Genomic DNA, 22,576 nt, shown 5'->3' with positions numbered 1-22,576 from the left:
TATATTTCTTTAGGATTTCGTAATGAAGGGTGGCTATTACACTTTGAATTATAAAGAAAAAACACCCGCTAAATGTGTTGAAAAATAAATGATTGAGTCCAGGGCTAAAACAACATATATTAGCCGCGCTTTTTTACAGGTAACCCTTATAACCATTTATTCAATCAGGCGTTAATCTACACCTGGTTGTAGGAGTGATATGATGACGGATAAAGTCCGTATTGATACTTTAAGTGCTAATTCATTACCACAGAGCAATGATACCTTTTTAGCAAGACAGGCTGAGTTTGAATCTAATGTCCGCAGCTATCCACGTAAACTGCCATTAGCGATTGCTAAAGCGCAGGGCGTCTGGATTACTGACGTAGAAAATAATCAATATCTTGATTGCCTGGCAGGTGCCGGAACCCTGTCGCTTGGTCATAATCATCCTGAAGTGCTGCAGAGCATTCAAAGTGTCATCACAAGCGGCTTACCGTTACATACGCTTGACCTTACCACACCGTTAAAAGATGAATTCTCATCGTATTTACTTTCTTTATTACCGGGCCAGGGCAAAGAGTATTGCCTGCAGTTCACCGGGCCGTCCGGTGCCGATGCCGTTGAAGCGGCGCTGAAGCTGGCGAAGAAAGTTACCGGCCGTTCCAGCATCATCAGCTTCTCCGGCGGCTACCACGGGATGACCCACGGCGCGCTGTCCGTGACCGGCAACCTGTCGCCGAAAGAAGCCGTTAGCAACATGATGGCGGAAGTGCAGTTTATGCCGTATCCGCATCAGTACCGTTGCCCGCTGGGTATTGGCGGCGACGCTGGCGTCAAAGCATTGACCTACTACTTCGAAAACCTGATCAACGACGTTGAGAGCGGTGTGCGTAAACCGGCTGCCGTGATCCTCGAAGCGGTGCAGGGCGAAGGCGGGGTAAACCCGGCTCCGATCGAGTGGCTGCAGCGTATTCGTAAAGTGACCCAGGAACACGGCATTCTGCTGATTATCGATGAAGTTCAGGCAGGCTTCGCGCGCACGGGTAAACTGTTCGCTTTCGAACACGCCGGTATTGAGCCGGATATCATCGTGATGTCCAAAGCGGTTGGCGGCGGTCTGCCGCTGGCGGTACTGGGCATTAAAAAGCAGTTCGATGCGTGGGCTCCGGGCCACCACACTGGCACCTTCCGCGGCAACCAACTGGCGATGGCGACCGGTCTGACAACGCTGAAAATCCTCAAAGACGACAAGATTGCCGATAAAGTTGCTGCGCAGGGCGAGTGGCTGAAAGGCAAACTGACTGACCTGCAGAAACGTTACCCGGTTATCGGCCAGGTACGTGGTCTGGGCCTGATGATTGGTCTGGAAATCGTTAAGCCGAACGAAGCGCAGGATCACATGGGCTGCTACCCGGCCGATGGCGAGCTTTCCGCGCTGCTGCAGAAAAAATGTTTCGAAAACGGCCTGATTCTTGAGCGTGGCGGCCGTAACGGTTGCGTACTGCGTCTGCTGCCGTCTCTGTTGATCACCAACGCAGAGCTGGAGATTTTCCTCGATAAATTCGAAAATGCCCTGCTGGGCGCTGGCGTGAAGCCGGTTTAAACGGAGTTGGATCGAATGTCAGACGTAAACCCGATTCTGTCCGGCTCGGCACAAAGCATTGCTGCCTACCAGGACGCTATCGAGCAGAGTACGCAAGCGGTCGTTGAATGGTTGAAGCAACCTGAGATGTATCAGGGCAAAACCGTTGAGCAACTGCGCGAACGTATCAACCTGAATTTTACGTCTCAGGGCCTGGGCAACCAGGCCGCTATTGAGCGTGCGGTTGAATACTTTCTGAAAGACAGCTTGTTGGTTCACCATGCGCAGTGCGTGGCGCACCTGCACTGCCCGAGCCTGGTGATTAGCCAGGCGGCAGAAGTGCTGATCAACGCCACCAACCAGAGTATGGACTCCTGGGATCAGAGCCCATCGGCGACCATCATTGAGATCAAACTGATCGAATGGTTGCGTGAGCAGGTGGGCTATGCGGCAGGCGACGCGGGCGTGTTCACCAGCGGTGGCACCCAGAGCAACCTGATGGGCCTGATGCTGGCGCGCGACGCCTTCTTTGCCCGCCAGGGGCATTCCATTCAGCAGAATGGTCTGACCGGCGACCTGAGCAAAATCAAAGTATTTTGCTCTGAAAGCGCACACTTCTCCGTACAGAAGAACATGGCGCTGATGGGGCTGGGTTACCGTTCCGTCACCCAGGTGAAGACCGATGCGTTCTCACGCATGGATCTGGCTGACCTGAAAGACAAGCTGGCCCAGGCGAAAGCCAACGGCGAACAGGTGATGGCGATTGTCGCCACTGCTGGTACTACCGATGCGGGCGCAATCGACCCGTTAGCGGACATTGCGGCGCTGGCGGCAGAACACCAGATCTGGATGCATGTGGATGCGGCATGGGGCGGGGCGTTACTGCTTTCTGAGCAGTATCGTCACTTCCTGAACGGCCTTGAACTGGCGGATTCCGTGACGCTGGACTTCCACAAACAGTTCTTCCAGACCATCAGTTGCGGCGCGTTCCTGCTGAAAGACGCGCGTCATTACGAGCTGATGCGTTACCAGGCGGCGTACCTGAACTCTGATTTTGATGAAGAGGCGGGCGTACCGAATCTGGTGTCGAAATCGCTGCAGACCACGCGCCGTTTTGACGCGCTGAAGCTGTGGATGGGTCTCGAAGCGCTGGGCAAAAAGCAGTATGCCGAAATTATTGATAACGGCGTAACGCTGGCTCGTGATGTGGCTGCGTTTGTGAAAACTCAGCCACACCTGGAACTGGTGATGGAGCCGCAACTGGCAAGCGTGCTGTTCCGTTTCCGTCCGCACAGTGACGACATGGCGTTCGTTGGGCTGTTGAACCAGCGTATTGGCGACGTTCTGCTGGCTTCTGGTAGCGCCAACGTTGGCGTGACCGAAGCGGATGGCGTAACCTGCCTGAAGCTGACGCTGCTGAACCCAACGGTGTGTCTGGAGGATGTCAAAGTCCTGCTGGCAAGCGTGAAAGCGACAGCTGAGCAACTGCTGAACGCGTAAGCAATAAGCTGATTATAAAAATGGCTCCCACACACGGGAGCCATTTTTTTGCCTGTCATTTGTAGTCCGGCGGCGCTTCGCCTGGCCGGGCTACACGTCAGCTGATATCTGCCAGCGCGGCGTCTTTATTCGGGAAGAACGTCAGGCGTCCGGCAATCGGCTGAATGCCCGCGCGCGCCATGGTACGTAACGGCTGGAATTCCAGATTACTGATCCGCAGTTCACACCCTTCCGGGAGGCGTTTTACAAAACGCTGGAAAGCGTCCAGACCACCGGCATCCAGTACCGGGACCGCGTCCCACTTCAAGACCACAATACGTTTACCTGCAATACGCGATTCGAGATCGGTAAATAATCCCTCCGCAGCGGCAAAGAAAAGTGGGCCAATAACGCGCAGTACCAGCACATCGTCAGGTACGTCTACGTTGACCGGCGCCAGACGCGTCATGCGCGCGATACGACGCATAAACAGCAGGGAGGCGAGAACGATACCGACGCTGATGGCGATCACCATGTCGAATAGCACCGTCAGCGACATACACATAAGCATGACAATGATGTCGTCTTTTGGCGCATGACGCAGCAGATCCACCACTTTATGCGCTTCACTCATGTTCCATGCCACCATCAGCAGCAGGGCGGCCATGGCGGAAAGCGGTAACCAGGAAAGCAGCGGCGCAAGCACCAGCAGGGCGAGGATCACCAGAATCGCGTGGATGACCGCTGAAATTGGTGAGGTCGCCCCGGCGCGGACGTTTGCCGCAGAACGGGCAATTGCCGCCGTGGCGGTGATACCACCGAAGAACGGTGCCACGATGTTGCCCAGGCCCTGGCCAATCAGCTCACTGTTGGCTTTATGCTTGGTGCCGGTCATCCCATCAAGTACGACGGCGCACAGTAGAGATTCAATCGCCCCGAGCATCGCCATGGAGAAGGCGGCCGGTAACAGCGCCTGTAACGAGCTCCAGCTCAGGGTAAAGTTTGACTCCGGCATGTCCCAAGGTAATACCAGTTGCGGGAGCAACTGCGGGATACCGTTACCCTGCGAGCCATCAGCCAGAATGTAGTGGAACTGAGAACCGATGGTGGCGACATGGCCACCGGTCAGGTTCACAATCCCCATTACCGCACAGCCTGCCAGCAGCGCAGGAAGGTGGCCCGGTAGTCGGATCCCCAGACGAGGCCAGAAAATCAGGATCCCCAGCGTCACCACGCCAATTGCGGCATCGCCAACGTTGAGGGTTGGCAGGGCCATAAACAGCGCGCCGACCTTTTGCAGGTAGTGCTCCGGGACATGGGCCATTTGCAGACCGAGAAAATCTTTAATCTGCATGGTACCGATGGTGATACCAATACCCGATGTAAAACCTAATGTAACGGATACCGGAATATATTCGATCAGGCGACCAAAACGGGCGAGGCCGAAAAGGATCAGGAATATCCCGGACATTAGCGTTGCGACCAGCAGGCCTGCCAGCCCAAACTGTTGCGACACCGGATACAGAATCACCACGAAAGCGGCGGTTGGTCCAGATACGCTAAAACGTGAACCCCCAGTAAGGGCGATAACAATCCCAGCCACGGCTGAGGTATACAAGCCGTACTGCGGCGCAACGCCACTGCCTATTGCCAGGGCCATCGCCAGCGGAATGGCAATGATCCCAACGGTTATCCCGGCGATCAGGTCGCGGGTAAAGCGAGAAGCGGTATATTTTTCTTTCCAACAAGCGTCGATGAGGGCGCGGAAAGGCATCACATGTGAGGAAAATAATCTGTTCACAATAATGTTTCATCCATGAGCGCATCATCTGTCAACTAAATGGCAGGTGAAGGAGGCATAAGTCATACAAATAGATGTTGCAGATAAAAAAACCCGCCGCAGCGGGTTTTTGAGCCGGGCTCGATTAATGCTCGAACATAGCAGAGATGGATTCTTCGTTGCTGATACGACGAATCGCTTCGGCCAGCATACCCGACAGGGTCAATGTACGCACGTTTGGCAGTGCTTTGATTTCGTCAGTCAGTGGAATAGTGTCACAGACAACGACTTCATCAATCACTGAATTGCGCAGGTTGTTTGCCGCATTACCTGAGAAGATCGGGTGGGTAGCGTAAGCAAATACGCGTTTTGCACCACGTTCTTTCAGTGCTTCTGCTGCTTTACACAGCGTACCGCCAGTATCGATCATATCATCAACCAGCACGCAGTCACGACCTGCAACGTCACCAATAATGTGCATCACCTGAGAAACGTTCGCGCGCGGGCGTCGTTTGTCGATGATAGCCATGTCGGTATCGTTCAGCAGTTTAGCGATAGCGCGGGCACGCACGACGCCACCGATGTCCGGAGAAACCACAATCGGATTGTCCAGATTCAGCTGCAGCATGTCTTCTAACAGGATCGGGCTACCGAATACGTTATCAACCGGTACGTCAAAGAAGCCCTGGATCTGTTCAGCATGCAGGTCAACGGTGAGGACGCGGTCAACGCCAACGCTGGACAGGAAATCAGCGACGACTTTAGCAGTAATCGGTACACGAGCGGAACGTACGCGACGATCCTGACGTGCATAGCCGAAGTAAGGAATAACGGCGGTGATACGGCCTGCGGAAGCACGGCGCAGCGCATCAACCATAACGACCAATTCCATCAGGTTGTCGTTAGTAGGGGCACAAGTGGACTGGATGATGAAAATATCACCACCGCGTACATTTTCATTAATTTGTACGCTGACTTCGCCGTCGCTAAAGCGACCTACAGCGGCGTCGCCGAGTGAAGTGTACAGGCGGTTGGCAATACGTTGTGCTAGTTCCGGGGTGGCGTTACCAGCAAAAAGCTTCATATCAGGCACGAGAAGAACCTCAGGCATGCGTCCATTGGTGGAAAGAATCTGCCGAAAACTGTGCGGGCCAGGCAGTATCCTCTCCATGCGGTGTATTAAAGAGCGCGATGCAACGTCTGGAACAGGGTGACGTTGTCACCGCAACTCAGCTTGCCCGGCTTACTCGTCATCTTTCACGTTTCATGTGTGCTGGCATATTTCGCCATCTTCCTGAAACCCGAATGATTTAGAGTAACGCTCTGTGCAATGGGGAGAGGTTGACACCTTTCGCCACAAAGCCTTTGAGCCATTCCGGGGCTTGCTCAAGCACCTGGCGAGCACGAGACTCAGTGTCAAATTCAGCAAAGACACAAGCCCCTGTACCAGTCAGGCGCGACGGCGCGTATTCTAACAGCCAGGAAAGCGCCGCATCAACCTCGCGAAAACGTTTTCTTGCGATAACCTCGCAATCATTGCTGAATTCACATTTTAGTAACGTTTTTATTGACCTTTTTGGCGTGTTGCGCGGGAGGTTGGGATCTTTAAAAATCACTGGCGTCGGAATACTGACTCCTGGGTGGGCGACCAGATACCATTTTTCCTCTGGCTCGACCGGCGTCAGAATTTCACCTACGCCTTCAGCAAAGGCCGCATGGCCGCGCACGAATACGGGAACGTCCGCCCCCAGCGTTAAGCCGAGTCCTGCCAGTTCATCAACCGAAAGTCCGCACTGCCAAAGGTGATTCAGCGCCACCAGGACGGTAGCCGCATTCGACGAACCTCCGCCAAGACCGCCGCCCATCGGCAGGCGTTTTTCGATACTGATGTCGGCGCCGCTCCCTTTGGGAAGGCGATCGCTTTCAGACGCTGCCTTCATCAGCAAGCGCGCCGCACGGACAATGAGATTGTCTTCATGTGCAACGCCTTCCACCGGCGTTAACAGGTGGATTTCGCCGTCGCCACGCAGCGCAATACCTATCGTGTCGCCATAATCAAGAAACTGGAATAGCGTCTGCAAGGTGTGATAACCGTCCGCACGCTGCCCGGTGATGTATAAAAACAGATTCAGTTTTGCCGGAGAGGGCCAGTGGGTCATCATTTCACAATCCAGTTATCCATTTTCAGCTTAATACGCTGATCGCCGTCGGACAGTTCCATGTTTGCCGGCATCGCAGGCTTAATTTTGCTGTCGTAGGCGCTATAGACCACTTTCCAGTTTTTACCGTCTTTGCTGTAGTTCACTTCACTCAGACGATACTGGTCGTCGAGTTTGTAATCGCTGGCGTCTCCCGGCAGGCCAAGGATCCACTGGCGCAGGCTGTTCAATGGAATAGGCATGCCGGTCAGCTTACCAATCATCTCTTCGGCGTCGTCAGCGGTGTAGTGCTTGCCTTTGTTATCGACAAGTTCGACGTTGCCCGGCTGGGCATTGAGTTCCAGTTCAGTGCTGCCCAGGGGATTGGTCAGCAGGAGACGGTAGCGATCTTGTCCGGTTTGTTGCCAGAAAAAGCGGGCATAGACTTTCTGTTGATCGGAAATATACGCAAACGCACCGCGCGTCTGATATTGGTTCAGGGCGCGTACTTCCTGCTGGTGCTGGCGCCACTGTGGAGAGTCAGGGCTTTTGCCGGGACCTTTCGGCGCGTTGAGCGTACAGGCGGTAAGAGCCAGGGCCGCCAACGGCAGCAGGCGAATCAGGCGAAAATCAGGCAGGGTCATAATGATGACAAATCCTTGAGATACGTTGCAGTTATAACTCTTAATGCTAGCGCCGCCATCATACATCGTCTACGTTCAAGTTATCTTAAATCGCTCAAATTTGTGCACTAAGCTATTACTCCAAAAGGGGGCAGTCTCTTTTATTGACCGCACGCATCCTGTATGATGCACCCAGTCTAACCTTATCAACGCTGGTACTATTCCCGCACACATGACCCTTTTAGCGCTTGGTATTAACCATAAAACGGCACCTGTATCGCTGCGAGAACGCGTAACGTTTTCGCCGGATACGCTCGATCAGGCGCTGGACAGCCTGCTTGCGCAGCCAATGGTGCAGGGCGGGGTGGTGTTGTCGACGTGTAACCGTACGGAACTGTATCTCAGCGTTGAAGAGCAGGATAACCTGCAAGAAGCGCTGGTTCGCTGGCTGTGCGATTACCATAATCTTAATGAAGAAGACTTGCGCAATAGCCTGTACTGGCACCAGGACAACGACGCCGTCAGTCATTTGATGCGTGTTGCCAGCGGTCTGGATTCGCTGGTGCTTGGTGAACCGCAGATTCTGGGGCAGGTGAAAAAAGCTTTTGCGGATTCGCAAAAAGGTCACCTGAACGCCAGTGCGCTGGAACGCATGTTCCAGAAATCATTCTCTGTCGCTAAACGTGTACGAACAGAAACAGACATCGGTGCCAGCGCCGTGTCCGTGGCTTTTGCCGCCTGTACGCTGGCGCGGCAAATATTTGAATCGCTCTCCACGGTGACCGTGCTGTTAGTGGGCGCAGGCGAAACCATTGAGCTGGTGGCGCGACACCTGCGTGAGCATCAAGTGAAGAAGATGATCATCGCCAACCGTACCCGCGAGCGGGCGCAAGTGCTGGCGGATGAAGTCGGCGCCGAAGTGATTTCGCTGAGTGATATCGACGCGCGTTTACAGGATGCCGATATTATTATCAGTTCTACCGCCAGCCCGCTGCCGATTATCGGCAAAGGAATGGTGGAGCGCGCGCTTAAAAATCGCCGTAATCAACCTATGCTGCTGGTGGATATCGCCGTACCGCGCGATGTCGAGCCGGAAGTGGGTAAGTTGTCCAACGCCTATCTGTACAGCGTTGACGACCTGCAAAGCATCATTTCGCATAACCTGGCCCAGCGCAAAGCGGCGGCCGTGGAAGCCGAAACCATTGTGGCGCAGGAAACCAGCGAATTTATGGCCTGGCTACGCGCTCAGGGCGCAAGTGAAACTATCCGCGAGTATCGCAGTCAGTCAGAACAGATTCGTGATGAACTGACTGCCAAAGCGTTGGCCGCTCTTCAACAGGGTGGTGATGCGCAAGCCATTATGCAGGATCTGGCCTGGAAACTGACCAACCGCTTGATCCATGCACCAACCAAATCACTTCAACAGGCCGCCCGTGACGGGGATAGTGAACGCCTGAATATTCTGCGCGACAGCCTCGGGCTGGAGTAGCAGCACACCAATCTTATTTTTTACAGGGTGCATTTACGCCTATGAAGCCTTCTATCGTTGCCAAACTGGAAGCCCTGCATGAACGCCATGAAGAAGTTCAGGCGCTGCTCGGGGATGCGGGTACTATCGCAGACCAGGAACGCTTTCGTGCACTGTCGCGCGAATATGCGCAATTAAGCGATGTATCTCGCTGTTTTACGGACTGGCAACAGGTTCAGGAAGATATCGAGACGGCTCAGATGATGCTCGACGATCCTGAAATGCGTGAAATGGCGCAGGATGAACTGCGTGAAGCAAAAGATAAATGCGAACAGCTGGAGCAACATCTGCAGGTTCTGCTGTTGCCTAAAGATCCTGATGACGAACGTAACGCCTTCCTCGAAGTGCGTGCGGGAACCGGTGGTGATGAGGCCGCGCTGTTTGCCGGCGATCTGTTCCGCATGTACAGCCGTTACGCTGAATCGCGTCGCTGGCGGGTAGAGATCATGAGCGCCAGCGAAGGCGAACATGGCGGGTTTAAAGAAGTCATTGCCAAAATTAGCGGCGAAGGCGTGTACGGTCGACTGAAATTTGAGTCCGGTGGGCATCGTGTGCAGCGCGTACCTGCGACGGAGTCACAGGGCCGTATTCACACTTCTGCCTGTACGGTCGCGGTCATGCCGGAACTACCAGATGCCGAACTGCCGGACATCAACCCGGCCGATCTGCGTATTGATACCTTCCGCTCATCAGGCGCAGGGGGTCAGCACGTTAACACCACCGACTCCGCAATCCGTATTACCCACTTGCCGACTGGTATCGTAGTGGAATGCCAGGACGAACGTTCGCAGCATAAAAACAAAGCGAAAGCGATGTCGGTGCTGGGGGCGCGAATTCGTGCCGCCGAAGTGGCAAGACGTCAACAGGCAGAAGCCTCTGAGCGTCGCAATCTGTTGGGCAGTGGCGATCGCAGCGATCGCAACCGTACCTATAACTTCCCGCAGGGTCGCGTGACCGATCACCGCATTAACCTGACGCTCTACCGTCTGGATGAAGCGATGGAAGGCAAACTGGATATGCTCATTGAGCCGATTGTCCAGGAATACCAGGCCGACCAACTGGCGGCGTTGTCCGAGCAGGATTAATGGATTATCAGCACTGGCTGCGTGAAGCGATAAGCCAATTACAGGCAAGTGAAAGCCCGCGCCGTGACGCCGAGATTTTGCTCGAGTTTGTTACCGGTAAGGGACGCACCTTTATTTTGGCTTTTGGTGAAACGGTGTTAACCGAGGCGCAGCGTCAACAGCTCGACACATTACTGGAGCGCCGTCAGCGGGGTGAGCCGGTGGCGCATTTAACCGGCGTGCGGGAGTTCTGGTCGTTGCCGCTGTTTGTGTCTCCGGCTACGCTTATCCCTCGTCCGGATACTGAATGTCTGGTGGAACAGGCGCTGGCTCGCCTGCCGGCCTCAGCATGCCGCATTCTCGATTTGGGAACCGGCACGGGCGCCATTGCGCTGGCACTGGCAACCGAACGTCCGGATTGCGCAGTAACGGCGGTTGACCGCATGCCGGATGCCGTTGCGCTGGCCACTCGCAACAAACAGCATCTGGGCATCGACAATGTTTGCGTGCTGCAAAGCAACTGGTTCAGCGCTTTGCAGGGACAGCAGTTTGATATGATTGTCAGCAATCCGCCGTATATCGACGAACAGGATCCGCACCTGGCACAAGGCGATGTACGCTTTGAACCTCTGTCGGCACTGGTGGCGGGCGATCGGGGACTGGCGGATATCGTGCATATCATTGACCAGTCTCAGCGCGTGTTAACGCCCGGCGGCTATCTGTTGCTGGAACATGGCTGGCAGCAGGGGCAGGCCGTCCGGGACGTCTTTACTCGTGCGGGTTACCAGGCGGTTGAAACCTGCCGTGATTATGGCGGCAACGAGCGAATTACGCTTGGACGCATCCCATCATGAGTACCTTCAGTGTGTTACTCAACATTCATCTCATCAGTATTGCGCTTTCCGTTGGCTTGCTGACGCTGCGTTTTTGGTGGCGTTACACCGACTCGCGTCTTGCCTGCGCACGCTGGACGCGCATTGTGCCACCGGTTGTGGATACCGTTTTATTACTCAGCGGCGTGGCGCTAATGGTTAAAGCGCACATCCTGCCATTCACTGAGCACGGGACATGGCTGACTGAAAAGCTGTTTGGGGTTATCATTTACATCGTTTTGGGTTTTATTGCGCTCGATTATCGTCGGGCGCGCAGTCAGCAGGCGCGATTAGTCGCATTTCCGCTGGCGCTGGTGGTGCTGTACATCATCATTAAACTCGCCACCACAAAAATACCGTTACTGGGGTAAGCATGAGGTCGTTAGCTGATTTCGAATTTAATAAAGCGCCATTGTGTGATGGGATGATCCTGGCGTCGGAGTCTATCCGTCTGGATTTTCCAACACAAACTGTCTACGACGAACTGGAACGTCTGGTCAGTCTGGCGCAAGAAGAAATTAGCCAGCTCCTGTCTCAGGATGAGCAACTGGAAAAACTGCTGGCACTTTTTTACGGCGAATGGGGATTTACGGATACCCACGGCGTCTATCGTCTTTCTGATGCACTCTGGCTTGACCAGGTACTGAAAAATCGGCAGGGCAGCGCCGTGTCTCTGGGGGCGATCTTATTGTGGATTGCCAACAGACTGGAACTGCCGCTGGTACCGGTGATTTTCCCGACGCAACTGATCCTTCGTATTGAGTCGCTCGATGGTGAAATGTGGCTAATCAATCCATTCAATGGCGAAACGTTAAATGAGCACACGCTGGAAGTGTGGTTGAAGGGGAACATCAGCCCGGTCGCGGAGCTGTTTAACGAAGACCTGGATGAGGCGGATAACGCGGAAGTGATCCGCAAACTGCTCGACACGCTGAAATCATCACTGATGGAAGAGCGGCAAATGGAGCTGGCGCTGCGTGCCAGTGAAGCACTATTGCAGTTTAATCCTGAAGATCCGTATGAAATTCGCGATCGTGGTTTAATATACGCGCAACTCGAGTGCGAACATGTTGCGCTGACAGATTTAAGTTATTTCGTTGAACAGTGTCCGGAAGACCCGATCAGCGAAATGATTCGTGCGCAAATTAATACTATTTCGCACAAACAAATTGTATTGCATTGATTAATCACACTTTACCTACCGTTTAAGGCGATCCTATGAAACAAAAAGTGGTTAGCATTGGCGACATCAACGTGGCAAATGACCTGCCGTTCGTGCTGTTTGGCGGAATGAACGTGCTGGAATCCCGCGATCTGGCGATGCGCATTTGTGAGCACTACGTAACCGTTACTCAAAAGCTGGGTATCCCTTACGTGTTTAAAGCCTCCTTTGATAAAGCCAACCGTTCTTCCATCCACTCTTACCGTGGACCGGGCCTTGAAGAAGGGATGAAAATCTTCCAGGAACTGAAACAGACTTTTGGCGTAAAAGTGATCACCGACGTTCACGAAGCCAGCCAGGCACAGCCTGTTGCTGATGTGGTGGATGTGATTCAGCTTCCGGCATTCCTCGCTCGTCAGACCGATCTGGTGGAAGCGATGGCGAAAACCGGTGCTGTAATCAACGTTAAGAAACCGCAGTTCATCAGCCCGGCTCAGATGGGCAACATCGTGGATAAATTCCATGAAGGCGGCAACGATAAGGTTATTCTGTGCGACCGTGGTGCGAACTTTGGTTATGACAATCTGGTTGTGGACATGCTGGGCTTCAGCGTTATGAAGAAAGTCTCCGGCAACTCACCGGTGATTTTTGACGTTACCCATGCGCTGCAGTGCCGCGATCCGTTTGGCGCAGCAAGCGGCGGTCGTCGTGCGCAGGTTACCGAACTGGCGCGTGCCGGTATGGCGGTTGGTCTGGCAGGTCTGTTTATTGAAGCGCATCCGGATCCAGCCAATGCGAAATGCGATGGTCCATCCGCGCTGCCGCTGGCGAAGCTGGAACAGTTCCTGACGCAGATTAAAGCGATTGATGACCTGGTGAAAAGCTTCGACGAGCTGGATACCGAGAACTAAGAGAGTGTGACAGGCCGGAATTTCCCTCCGGCCTGCTATTTGAAAAGGGTATAAAGGTCGCCGTCAGGCACCAGACGCGCCATCGATTGTGTTATATCGGCAGAAAAGAAAACGGCCCTGAAGAGGACCGTGCGGTACGTCTAAAATAATAATCAGGCAAATATTGTCATCAGATAGGCGATAAACAGTGCCAGATGCGCTGCACCGTTAAGCACATTGGTGCGTCCGGTGGAGAAAGAGATCTGACACAGAACCAGTGATGAAACCATCACAATCATCTCTGGCGCCCCCAGCGCAAACATCAAATCATTCCCGGTTGCCCATGCAATCAGCGTCACCACCGGTACGGTCAGCGAAATTGTGGCTAACACCGAACCGAAGAATAAATTCATTGCCCGCTGTACCTGATTGCTCAGAACCGCTTTCAGTGCGCCCAGTCCTTCAGGCGAGAGGATCAGTAACGCGACCAGGAAACCCGTAAATGCGACTGGCGCATTCAGTTCAGTCAGCAAGGTCTCAAGCGGGCTGGCGTTCATCTTGGTCACGGCGATAACAGCGATCAGATGAATGATAAGCCAGGCGGCGTGCCACAGATTGCTGTGCGCTGACGGCTTACCGTGATGCGGGTCGTCGTCGTCACCCTCGTCTTCATGCTCGTAAATGAACAGACTTTGGTGCGTTTTAGTTTGAATCAGCAAAAATACGCCGTACATCGCCGCAGAAATTAACGCCACCAACAGCGCCTGCGCGGTAGTGAAATTTGCCCCCGGCAACGCCATCGGGAATACCAGTACAATAATGGCCAGTGGGAACAGGGCGATTAAATACTGCTTAATACCAAATAGGTTCATATACTGAGTGGCAAATTTACGGCCACCTAATAGTAATGAAAAACCGACCAGCCCCCCGGTTACGATCATAATGATTGAATACAGCGTATCGCGCATGAGTGTAGGTGCGGCATCGCCGGTTGCCATTAATGCGGAGATTAAGCTGACTTCAAGAATAACAACGGACAAACTGAGGATCAGCGACCCGTAGGGTTCGCCAAGTCGATGCGCTAATACGTCCGCATGACGGACAACGCTGAATGCGCTGCTTAATATACCAATAAGGGCCAGCGCATTAATACCGATGACCACTGGTAGTGACTGACTGCTCCCCCAGAAGAACAGTACTACCAGCGCCAAAATCGGGAAGACGAGAGAGGTCTCCTTGTGGCGGGTTTTTACCGCCTCATGTGCTTGTGTCATTGCATTAATTCTCCATCTCTGCAGGTATTTATAATTATAAAAAGTATTAAAGAATGTAAAAAATAACAGAAAACGTGGTTTTGTAGGTGACATTTTACGAAATTTTACTACATCACCTGTTTTCCCTCTCAAAGCGGCCAAAAACCAATTTCTTGTTTATAGACTGTTTAATTAACAGAAGGTTAGGTAAAGAAAATTTTTAAAAATGTCCATTATTGGCGTCTCGCCGCATTGTTAACCACACTTAAGGTTTAGCCTAAAAAGAGGAGTTCACAATGCCCTATAAATCTAAAAGCGATCTGCCTGACAGCGTGCAGCACGTTCTGCCAGCCCATGCTCAGGACATTTATAAAGAAGCTTTCAACAGCGCCTGGGAACAGTATAAAGACAAATCTGACCGACGTGACGATGCCACCCGAGAAGAGACTGCACATAAGGTGGCGTGGGCCGCGGTTAAAAATGATTACCAAAAAGGTGATGATGGTAAATGGCATAAAAAGACGTAACAGTATCAATTATAATGCCTTTATAAACTCGCTTGCATCAGGCGTTAGCGAATCGTGCTACGCCGCGCGGTTACTGGCTTGCAAGCGAGCGGTGAATTGCCTATTGTCCAGCTATTGGTTTCAAAATGAGCAGTAAAAAAGCCCGGAAGGCGTCAAAAAAGTTGTCGCAAGGAAGCAGCAGTGGCGGAGGTGTAAGGTGTTAACGCGTGATTTTTTATTGAATGCCGACTGTAAGACGGCATTTGGTGCTATTGAAGAATCACTACTCTGGTCAGCGGAACAACGTGCAGCCTCACTGGCCGCCACGCTCGCTTGTCGACCAGATGATGGACCGGTGTGGATCTTCGGTTATGGATCGTTGATGTGGAACCCGGCCTTAGAGTTTGAAGAGTCCTGTACCGGGACATTAGTCGGCTGGCACCGTGCATTTTGTCTGCGCCTGACGGCGGGGCGAGGAACGGCGTGTCAGCCAGGACGTATGCTGGCCCTGAAAGAGGGCGGACGTACCACCGGTGTGGCCTACCGTTTGCCGGACGCGTCGCTGGAACAAGAGCTTTCTTTGTTGTGGAAGCGAGAAATGATCACCGGATGCTATCTGCCGACCTGGTGCCAGTTGGCGCTTGATGACGGCCGTACGGTGAACGCGCTGGTGTTTATTATGGATCCGCGCCATCCGCTGTTTGAGTCAGACACGCGCGCGCAGGTGATCGCGCCGCTTATTGCCGCGGCCAGCGGACCTTTAGGCACTAATGCCCAGTATCTGTTCTCGCTGGAACAAGAGCTGGTCAAGCTAGGGATGCAGGATGATTGCCTTAATGATCTGGTGATCACGGTCAAACGATTGTTGGGAGAGAACCTGCCGGAAGGCGTTATGCGGCCAGGGTTTGCCTGAACCCGGCGTGGAATTGTATGCCCGAAAGCAAGGTGCTTTTCGGGCATGTCACGCTTAGGCTGCAATATAACTTATCGAATGCTCAAGCGACTGACTGTGGCTGTCGATCAGCACGTTCCAGACGCCGGTATAGGGCACGGTCAACCATGCGTTATCACGATCCTGCACGCTTAAGATGTCGGACTGCGTGTCTTTGACGTGATTTTTTTCGCTCATCAGGTGGATGTGACAGCGCTCGGAACAGCGCACAACCACCGTATCGCCACCAAATAACTTTAAACTTGCCTTCACTAATGCCATTTTTCACCCCGTTCTTGAAAACAACGTACTTTCTGTCGAAAGTGCTGCGTGATGTTGTTCACATTTCACTCATTGCATAACACCAAAGGGGGAGCAACAGAATGCTGATTTTGATCAAAAAATGGCATAACGATTAAACAAAAGTGACAAAACACCTAAAAAGGGTTGAACGGGCGTGCTAACGTTCAACGAAACCGCGCCCATCAAATATTAAATCCGGAAATTATCGACACTTTCAGTGCGCTTGCCTGAAAACGGTATATCAGAAGGTCAACACTTTATCTGCAGCCAGCGTCCATTGAGCCAGTTCTACCAGCGTGCCGACGGCCACCCCATCAATTAACGGCAGCGCCGTGATCCCACGACCATCGGTGCAGGTTTTGCACAGTTTTACCGGAACATTTTGCGCAGTCAGGATCTCCAGCATTTGCTGAATATTGTAGCCCTCCGCGGGTTTCTGACCACGTAATCCTGCGGTTACGGCATCAGACATTAAAAACAGACGCAGGTCGAGAGCGGCTTCCTGTTCGCGCAGGGCGATAGCCAGACGCAGGCTGTTAAATAACGATTCGCTTCCATAAGCCGCTCCGTTTGCGACGATCACTATCTTTTGCATTTTTACTCCTGTTACTGCATGTGAGCGTTAATAACCGACACGTATGTTACACCTATTTCTCAATGCCAGGATAATGCCGAAAAAAGGGGGAGGGGCTGAAAATCAACGCTGAAAACGTTATGGTTTAAGATAAGTATGCCACTGTGGCTAATTGATGTAAGAAACCACTAACGATTTGAGCCGTATTATCTGTTCTTCTCTTGCTGTATTCGCACTCTTGCCGCTGGCAGGCGGTACTGCTAACGCGCAGTCGTCCTTTGTGCACCAGGCTGAAAACCCTTTCGATAACAATAGTGATGGCTTGCCCGATCTTGGTATGGCCCCGGAGTCGCGGGCAGGCGAAAAGCATTTTGCCGAAATGGTCAAAGCGTTTGGTGAAGCCAGCATGACTGATAACGGGCTTGATACCGGTGAACAGGCGAAGCAGTTCGCGTTTGGCCAGGTGCGAGATACGGTCAGCGAACAGGTGAATCAGCAACTGGAATCCTGGCTTTCTCCCTGGGGAAACGCCAGCATCGGGTTGCAGGTTGATAACGAAGGCAGTTTTACCGGGAGTCGGGGAAGCTGGTTTGTGCCGTGGCAGGACAATCAACGTTATCTTACCTGGAGCCAGCTAGGAGTGACGCAACAGGACGACGGCTTAGTCAGTAATGCGGGGATTGGGCAACGTTGGGTACGCGACGGTTGGTTACTGGGTTACAACACCTTTTATGACAACTTACTGGATGAAAATCTGCCCCGCGGAGGCCTCGGCGCAGAGGCGTGGGGCGAATATTTGCGCTTATCCGCTAACTATTATCAACCGTTGTCTTCCTGGCAGGATCGTTTTGCAACCCAGCAACAACGGATGGCCCGCGGCTACGATCTGACCGCGCAAATGCGGATGCCGTTCTATCAACACCTCAATACCAGCGTCAGCGTGGAACAGTATTTTGGCGACCGGGTGGATCTATTTCATTCGGGAACCGGGTATCACAATCCGGTGGCGGTGAACCTCGGGCTGAGCTATACACCGGTGCCGCTAATCACGGTGACAGCGCAGCATAAGCAGGGGGAAAGCGGCATTAGCCAGAATAACCTCGGCTTAACCCTTAGTTACCGTTTTGGCGTGCCGTTAAAAAAACAGTTGATGGTCAGTGAGGTGGCGAACAGCCGTTCACTGCGCGGCAGTCGTTATGATGATCCGCAGCGTAACAATTTGCCGACGCTGGAGTATCGCCAGCGTAAAACGCTGTCGGTATTTTTGGCCACGCCGCCCTGGGATCTCAAACCGGGAGAGACGGTGGCGCTGAAGCTGCAGGTGCGTAGTTTGCATGGGATCCGCCATCTGACGTGGCAGGGCGATACTCAGGCGTTGAGCTTAACGGCTGGCAGCAATAACCGAAGCGCGCAGGGCTGGACGATTATTATGCCGAAGTGGGACAGCAGAGAAGGTGCGACGAACCGCTGGCGGTTGTCTGTGGTGGTAGAAGATGAGCAGGGCCAGCGTGTCTCTTCCAATGAGATCACGCTATCACTGACCGAACCGTTTACTACCGTTTCGGAAAATGATCCTCGTTAACAATGACGCATGCGCGCGTTATCAGAAAATACGTTCCTGGTGCACCCATACCGCGGCTTCAACACGTGATTTGAGCTTCATTTTCTTCAGCATATGCTTCACGTGAACTTTTACCGTGCTTTCGGTGATGTCCAGGCGGCGGGCGATCATCTTGTTAGGCAGACCCTGGGCGATGAGCTTAAGAATATCGCGTTCGCGCGGCGTCAGTTGGGTAACATCACGGTCGGACGTTGCGCGATTGGCGCGTAGGCTGGCGGCCAGAACCGGCGTTAAGGCTTCGCTCAGCACCATTTCACCGGCAGCAGCTTGCTGCAATGCTTTCAGCAAATCTTCCGGCTCCATATCTTTCAGCAGATAACCGTCGGCACCGCGCTTCAGTGCAGTAACCACGTCTTCTTCATGATTGGATACGCTAAACACGACGATACGGCCTGACAGTGATTTCTCACGCAGCTTGTCGAGTGTTTCCAGACCGTTCATGCCGGGCATGTTGAGATCAAGAAGGATCAGATCGGGATCAAGGGATTCTGCCAGCTCGATACCCTGCTCACCATTGCTGGCTTCGCCGACAACGGTGATATCGGGCGCCATGCTGACAAGCTGTTTTACACCGGTTCGCAGCATCGGATGATCGTCGATCAACAGGATGGTTGCCGGTTCCAGATTACTCATGGGTATCTCCTTGGACTTCTGTGAAGTTTGTTTCGGGAATAAAAGTGACAGCAACTTCAGTACCGCCTGTCTCGCGACGGCGTACACGGCAATCGCCGCGCAAGCTCTGCGCACGGTCGCGCATGATTATCATGCCGTAGTGGTTACTGCGTTCGGCGTTTTCCGGTACGCCGCAGCCGTTATCTTGCACTGTAAGTTTGACCTGCTTACCATTTTGCACCACCGTCACGACTACTTCATCGGCCTGAGAGTGTTTGAGGGCGTTGCTCAGGGCTTCGCGCGCAATTTGTAGCAGGTGAATCGCCTGATGCGAAGGGACCAGACGCGGTGGCAACTGATAATCCAGCTTAACCGTAAAACCAAAACGCGCGCTGTATTCCTGACAGCTGGCTTCCAGCGCCGGTCTTAATCCAGGTTCCGTCAGCTGTAAACGGAATGTCGTTAACAGCTCGCGCAGTTGCGCCCAGGAGGCGTTCAACTCGTTACGAATCTGACTGAGCAGCTCGCGGCAGTTATCTGAAAGCGCATCGCCCTGCATCTGCAAACAGCTCACCTGCATCTTCATACAGGAGAGCGATTGTGCAATAGAATCATGAAGTTCGCGCGCAATGGTGGCACGCTCTTCCATCACGATCAACTGCTGCTGACGCTCCTGATGCCTGTCGAGTGCAAGCGTTGCGGTCAGTTGCTCAACCAGGGTATCAACCAGTTGCTGCTGATCGTGGCTGAGATGGCGTCCGTACGGCAAAGTCGCGAGCAGGATACCATACTGGGTATGGGCGTCGGTTAGCCGCCATTTCAGCGTGATACCGCCGTCAATGGCGGGTAGCGTACCGCGCGGACACAAATGGCAGCCTTTCTCATCACAGCTGACATTGGACTGGCAGGTAAATTCCTGATGATTATCTTCATCTTCCAGGTCATAGACCCGCAGTTCAATATCATGCAGCAGGGTCAAATTTTGCAGGCCGTTCAGTACCGGAGAGAGGCGTTCGCACAACGGCACCTGAGAGTGCAGACGGCGGTTGGCTTGCCACAGGAAAGAGAGGATCTGATTTTTGTGCTCCAGACCCGCCGTTTTCTCCTGTACCCGCTGTTCCAGCACCGCGTAACTTTCGGCCAGTTCTTCCGACATATTATTCAGCGCCGAGCCCAGCGCTGCCATCTCATTACGCCCACTGATATGTGCGCGTTGGGTAAAATCACGTTGACTGACGGCTCGCGCCATCGCCAGCAGTTGTTTCCACGGCTGTAACAGGCGCACGCGCAGCCAGATAATGGTGAAGACCAGCAGCAATGCCATAAATACGGCCATCAGGCGATGCAGCAAGACGACGCGTTCAATGCGTAACTCGGTGGTATGGTCAAAGGCGGTGACCAGCTTATCCAGTCCGCCCACAAAGCGCCTGACATCCTGCGCTACCGCATCAGGCGTTTGCGCATGCGCAAGCCCCGGTGCCAGTTTGGTGTGCCAGTAATCCTGTAAGGCTTTTAACTGCGCCTGTTGTCCGTCACGCTGCGCGGCACGCGTCAATTCCGGGCTAAACGCCGTTTGCTCCATTTCATCCAGCAGTGGTTGATCGTTGGCGTCCAGCGGTATGGCTGCCAGCAGGCGATAGCTTTGCATGCGTAGCGATCCCGCTTTGTTGATTGCATGCGCGCTACCCTGAACGCCCTGAACCAGCCAGCCAGAGACTGCCATACCCGCCACGCCGATGGCAGTAGACAATAAAACAATCAGCGCCACCTGGTTGACCAGCGTAAGCGGGGAAAGACAACGTTTAAACATGGTGACTTGTTCCTTCGGGTTTTCGTAAAACCGAAAACCTTATTGAATGACGATTCTGCTGCAGGCAGTGGCGTTATTCTCGGCGATACACTGGAGTATACCCATACCTCAAACGGGCTACCCCTTAATTGCCGCCAGAGGGAGAGATCCTAAACGAGGGGGAGTAGGGGACGACAGAAGCGTGAAAAACCACATCTTTTTTACCGAAGTTATGTACTCATTTAGGATGATGATAAATTTCAGGCATCAATAATGACACCTTTTCCTTTGATTTATATCAACTTACCTCCAGCTGTAAACCCTAATGTGGCAGGCATCGAAACAAGTATCAGAGGTGTCTATGAGTCACTCATCTGCCCCGGAAAGGGCATCTGGAGCTGTAATTACTGAATGGCGGCCGGAAGATCCCGCCTTCTGGCAGCAGCGTGGTCATCGAATCGCCAGCCGTAACCTGTGGATTTCCGTCCCTTGCTTGCTGCTGGCGTTTTGCGTGTGGATGTTATTTAGCGCCGTGGCGGTGAACTTACCGAAAGTCGGATTTGATTTCACCACTGAACAACTGTTCATGCTGACGGCATTACCTTCGGTGTCCGGTGCGCTGCTGCGTGTACCGTACTCCTTTATGGTCCCCCTGTTTGGTGGACGTCGCTGGACGGCGTTCAGCACCGGTATCCTGATCATTCCTTGCGTATGGTTAGGTTTTGCGGTGCAGGATACCTCCACACCATTTAGTACCTTTATCATTATCTCGCTGTTGTGCGGTTTTGCCGGTGCGAACTTTGCCTCCAGTATGGCAAACATCAGCTTCTTCTTTCCAAAACAGAAGCAGGGCGGCGCGCTGGGTCTGAACGGTGGTCTGGGTAACATGGGCGTCAGCGTGATGCAGTTGGTCGCTCCGCTGGTGGTTTCACTGTCAATCTTTGCCGCATTTGGCAGCCAGGGTGTTGAACAACCGGATGGTACGCAGCTGTATCTGGCAAACGCTGCATGGATTTGGGTCCCGTTCCTGGCTGTTTTAACGCTGGCCGCATGGTTTGGTATGAATGAACTGGCAACCTCAAAAGCTTCGCTGAAAGAGCAATTGCCGGTGCTGAAACGCGGGCACCTGTGGATTATGAGCCTGCTGTATCTGGCAACCTTCGGTTCATTTATCGGTTTCTCTGCCGGTTTCGCGATGCTGTCAAAAACGCAGTTTCCTGAAGTACAGATCCTGCATTACGCCTTCTTTGGACCGTTGATTGGTGCCCTGGCTCGTTCAGCAGGCGGCGCAATCTCTGACCGACTGGGGGGGACCCGCGTAACGCTGGTGAACTTCGTGCTGATGGCTATTTTCAGTGCCTTACTGTTCCTGACGTTGCCATCAAACGGTGTCGGTGGCAACTTTATCGCCTTCTTTGCGGTGTTCCTGGCGCTGTTCCTGACGGCTGGTCTGGGGAGTGGTTCAACCTTCCAGATGATCTCCGTTATCTTTCGCAAGCTGACGATGGACAGAGTGAAAGCTGAAGGCGGTTCAGAAGAGAAAGCGATGCGCGAGGCGGCGACCGACACCGCGGCGGCGCTGGGCTTTATCTCAGCTATTGGTGCGATCGGCGGCTTCTTTATCCCGAAAGCATTCGGTACGTCCCTGGCATTAACCGGCTCTCCGGTCGATGCGATGAAAGTATTCCTGATCTTCTATGTCGCCTGTGTGGTTATCACCTGGGCGGTGTACGGACGTCATTCTAAAAAGTAAAAAAAGTAGTAACTGTTGATTATCCATTGCGCGGTGTTAGACCGCGCTTTTTTTTGCCCGCCATTAGTTACAACATACTTTTATATTGTGACGCGACAACAGCCTGTTAGAACGGTGCTCGTAATATGCTAAAC

At 53.2% G+C, this 22,576-nt stretch carries 21 protein-coding genes; 12 read left to right on the top strand and 9 right to left on the bottom strand.

Going from position 1 to position 22,576, the window contains the following annotated elements:
• Positions 1-199 precede the first annotated feature (199 nt).
• Complete coding sequence (locus tag OGV65_RS20590) at positions 200-1,585, top strand: diaminobutyrate--2-oxoglutarate transaminase (protein ID WP_286455378.1); 1,386 nt, start codon at positions 200-202, stop codon at positions 1,583-1,585.
• 15 nt (positions 1,586-1,600) lie between these two features.
• Positions 1,601-3,064, top strand: a complete 1,464-nt coding sequence (locus tag OGV65_RS20585; RefSeq protein WP_047498053.1) for a pyridoxal phosphate-dependent decarboxylase family protein — start codon at positions 1,601-1,603, stop codon at positions 3,062-3,064.
• A gap of 97 nt (positions 3,065-3,161) precedes the next feature.
• On the opposite strand, the gene dauA is transcribed toward OGV65_RS20585, so the two are convergent.
• From dauA to lolB, 4 genes are all read right to left on the bottom strand, one after another.
• A complete protein-coding gene (dauA, locus tag OGV65_RS20580) occupies positions 3,162-4,844 on the bottom strand; it encodes a C4-dicarboxylic acid transporter DauA (protein WP_029139565.1) in 1,683 nt (560 codons plus the stop codon).
• A 124-nt stretch (positions 4,845-4,968) separates the two neighbouring features.
• A complete protein-coding gene (gene prs / locus OGV65_RS20575; protein WP_001518537.1) occupies positions 4,969-5,916 on the bottom strand; it encodes a ribose-phosphate diphosphokinase in 948 nt (315 codons plus the stop codon).
• 217 nt (positions 5,917-6,133) lie between these two features.
• Positions 6,134-6,985: a 4-(cytidine 5'-diphospho)-2-C-methyl-D-erythritol kinase gene (gene ispE, locus OGV65_RS20570; RefSeq protein ID WP_286455377.1), complete on the bottom strand. Its 852-nt coding sequence runs from the start codon at positions 6,983-6,985 to the stop codon at positions 6,134-6,136.
• On the bottom strand, positions 6,982-7,605 hold the full coding sequence (gene lolB, locus OGV65_RS20565) for a lipoprotein insertase outer membrane protein LolB (RefSeq protein ID WP_047358971.1): 624 nt from the start codon (positions 7,603-7,605) through the stop codon (positions 6,982-6,984). The genes ispE and lolB overlap by 4 nt, the downstream gene beginning before the upstream one ends.
• A 211-nt stretch (positions 7,606-7,816) precedes the next feature.
• Between lolB and hemA the strand changes: the two genes are divergently transcribed.
• From hemA to kdsA, 6 genes are read left to right on the top strand one after another with little or no spacing between them, the layout of a single operon-like run.
• On the top strand, positions 7,817-9,073 hold the full coding sequence (gene hemA, locus OGV65_RS20560) for a glutamyl-tRNA reductase (protein ID WP_016153294.1): 1,257 nt from the start codon (positions 7,817-7,819) through the stop codon (positions 9,071-9,073).
• 41 nt (positions 9,074-9,114) lie between these two features.
• Positions 9,115-10,197 (top strand): peptide chain release factor 1, encoded by a 1,083-nt coding sequence (gene prfA / locus OGV65_RS20555; protein ID WP_016153293.1) that lies wholly within the window; start codon positions 9,115-9,117, stop codon positions 10,195-10,197.
• Entirely contained in the window at positions 10,197-11,030 is an 834-nt protein-coding gene (gene prmC / locus OGV65_RS20550; protein ID WP_016156740.1) for a peptide chain release factor N(5)-glutamine methyltransferase, read from the top strand. The genes prfA and prmC overlap by 1 nt, the downstream gene beginning before the upstream one ends.
• On the top strand, positions 11,027-11,419 hold the full coding sequence (gene sirB2 / locus OGV65_RS20545; RefSeq protein ID WP_016153291.1) for an invasion regulator SirB2: 393 nt from the start codon (positions 11,027-11,029) through the stop codon (positions 11,417-11,419). Before prmC ends, sirB2 begins: the two co-directional genes overlap by 4 nt.
• Positions 11,420-11,421: 2 nt before the next feature.
• Positions 11,422-12,231: an invasion regulator SirB1 gene (sirB1, locus tag OGV65_RS20540; RefSeq protein ID WP_003020775.1), complete on the top strand. Its 810-nt coding sequence runs from the start codon at positions 11,422-11,424 to the stop codon at positions 12,229-12,231.
• Positions 12,232-12,266: 35 nt separating this feature from the next.
• Positions 12,267-13,121: a 3-deoxy-8-phosphooctulonate synthase gene (kdsA, locus tag OGV65_RS20535; RefSeq protein ID WP_016156739.1), complete on the top strand. Its 855-nt coding sequence runs from the start codon at positions 12,267-12,269 to the stop codon at positions 13,119-13,121.
• 152 nt (positions 13,122-13,273) lie between these two features.
• Here the strand turns inward: kdsA and chaA are convergent, their stop codons facing one another.
• The gene (gene chaA, locus OGV65_RS20530; RefSeq protein ID WP_016153289.1) at positions 13,274-14,374 is read right to left on the bottom strand and encodes a sodium-potassium/proton antiporter ChaA; all 1,101 of its coding nucleotides are present in this window, start codon (positions 14,372-14,374) and stop codon (positions 13,274-13,276) included.
• 275 nt (positions 14,375-14,649) lie between these two features.
• Here chaA and chaB point away from each other — a divergent pair, with 275 nt between their 5' ends.
• Positions 14,650-14,880 (top strand): putative cation transport regulator ChaB, encoded by a 231-nt coding sequence (gene chaB, locus OGV65_RS20525; RefSeq protein ID WP_016153288.1) that lies wholly within the window; start codon positions 14,650-14,652, stop codon positions 14,878-14,880.
• A gap of 196 nt (positions 14,881-15,076) precedes the next feature.
• Positions 15,077-15,772 (top strand): gamma-glutamylcyclotransferase, encoded by a 696-nt coding sequence (locus tag OGV65_RS20520; protein ID WP_016156738.1) that lies wholly within the window; start codon positions 15,077-15,079, stop codon positions 15,770-15,772.
• 54 nt (positions 15,773-15,826) lie between these two features.
• Here the strand turns inward: OGV65_RS20520 and OGV65_RS20515 are convergent, their stop codons facing one another.
• Complete coding sequence (locus OGV65_RS20515) at positions 15,827-16,072, bottom strand: DUF1883 domain-containing protein (RefSeq protein WP_003833405.1); 246 nt, start codon at positions 16,070-16,072, stop codon at positions 15,827-15,829.
• 262 nt (positions 16,073-16,334) lie between these two features.
• A complete protein-coding gene (locus OGV65_RS20510; protein WP_049042858.1) occupies positions 16,335-16,688 on the bottom strand; it encodes a DsrE/DsrF/TusD sulfur relay family protein in 354 nt (117 codons plus the stop codon).
• 175 nt (positions 16,689-16,863) lie between these two features.
• Between OGV65_RS20510 and OGV65_RS20505 the strand changes: the two genes are divergently transcribed.
• On the top strand, positions 16,864-18,249 hold the full coding sequence (locus tag OGV65_RS20505; protein WP_071600324.1) for a YchO/YchP family invasin: 1,386 nt from the start codon (positions 16,864-16,866) through the stop codon (positions 18,247-18,249).
• Positions 18,250-18,270: 21 nt separating this feature from the next.
• Here OGV65_RS20505 and narL read toward each other — a convergent pair whose 3' ends face one another.
• Both narL and narX read right to left on the bottom strand, forming a co-directional pair.
• Entirely contained in the window at positions 18,271-18,921 is a 651-nt protein-coding gene (gene narL, locus OGV65_RS20500; RefSeq protein WP_003020756.1) for a two-component system response regulator NarL, read from the bottom strand.
• Positions 18,914-20,710, bottom strand: coding sequence for a nitrate/nitrite two-component system sensor histidine kinase NarX (gene narX, locus OGV65_RS20495; protein ID WP_016156734.1), 1,797 nt, complete (start codon positions 20,708-20,710; stop codon positions 18,914-18,916). Before narX ends, narL begins: the two co-directional genes overlap by 8 nt.
• Before the next feature lie 340 nt (positions 20,711-21,050).
• On the opposite strand from narX, the gene OGV65_RS20490 reads away from it, so the two are divergent.
• Entirely contained in the window at positions 21,051-22,442 is a 1,392-nt protein-coding gene (locus OGV65_RS20490; RefSeq protein ID WP_016153284.1) for a NarK family nitrate/nitrite MFS transporter, read from the top strand.
• Positions 22,443-22,576 lie beyond the last annotated feature (134 nt).

Source organism: Citrobacter sp. Cb004 (assembly GCF_030337065.1).
Lineage (GTDB): Bacteria > Pseudomonadota > Gammaproteobacteria > Enterobacterales > Enterobacteriaceae > Citrobacter > Citrobacter braakii.
Note: the sequence above shows the minus strand (reverse complement) of the source record. Positions and strands in the feature narration are given on the sequence as shown.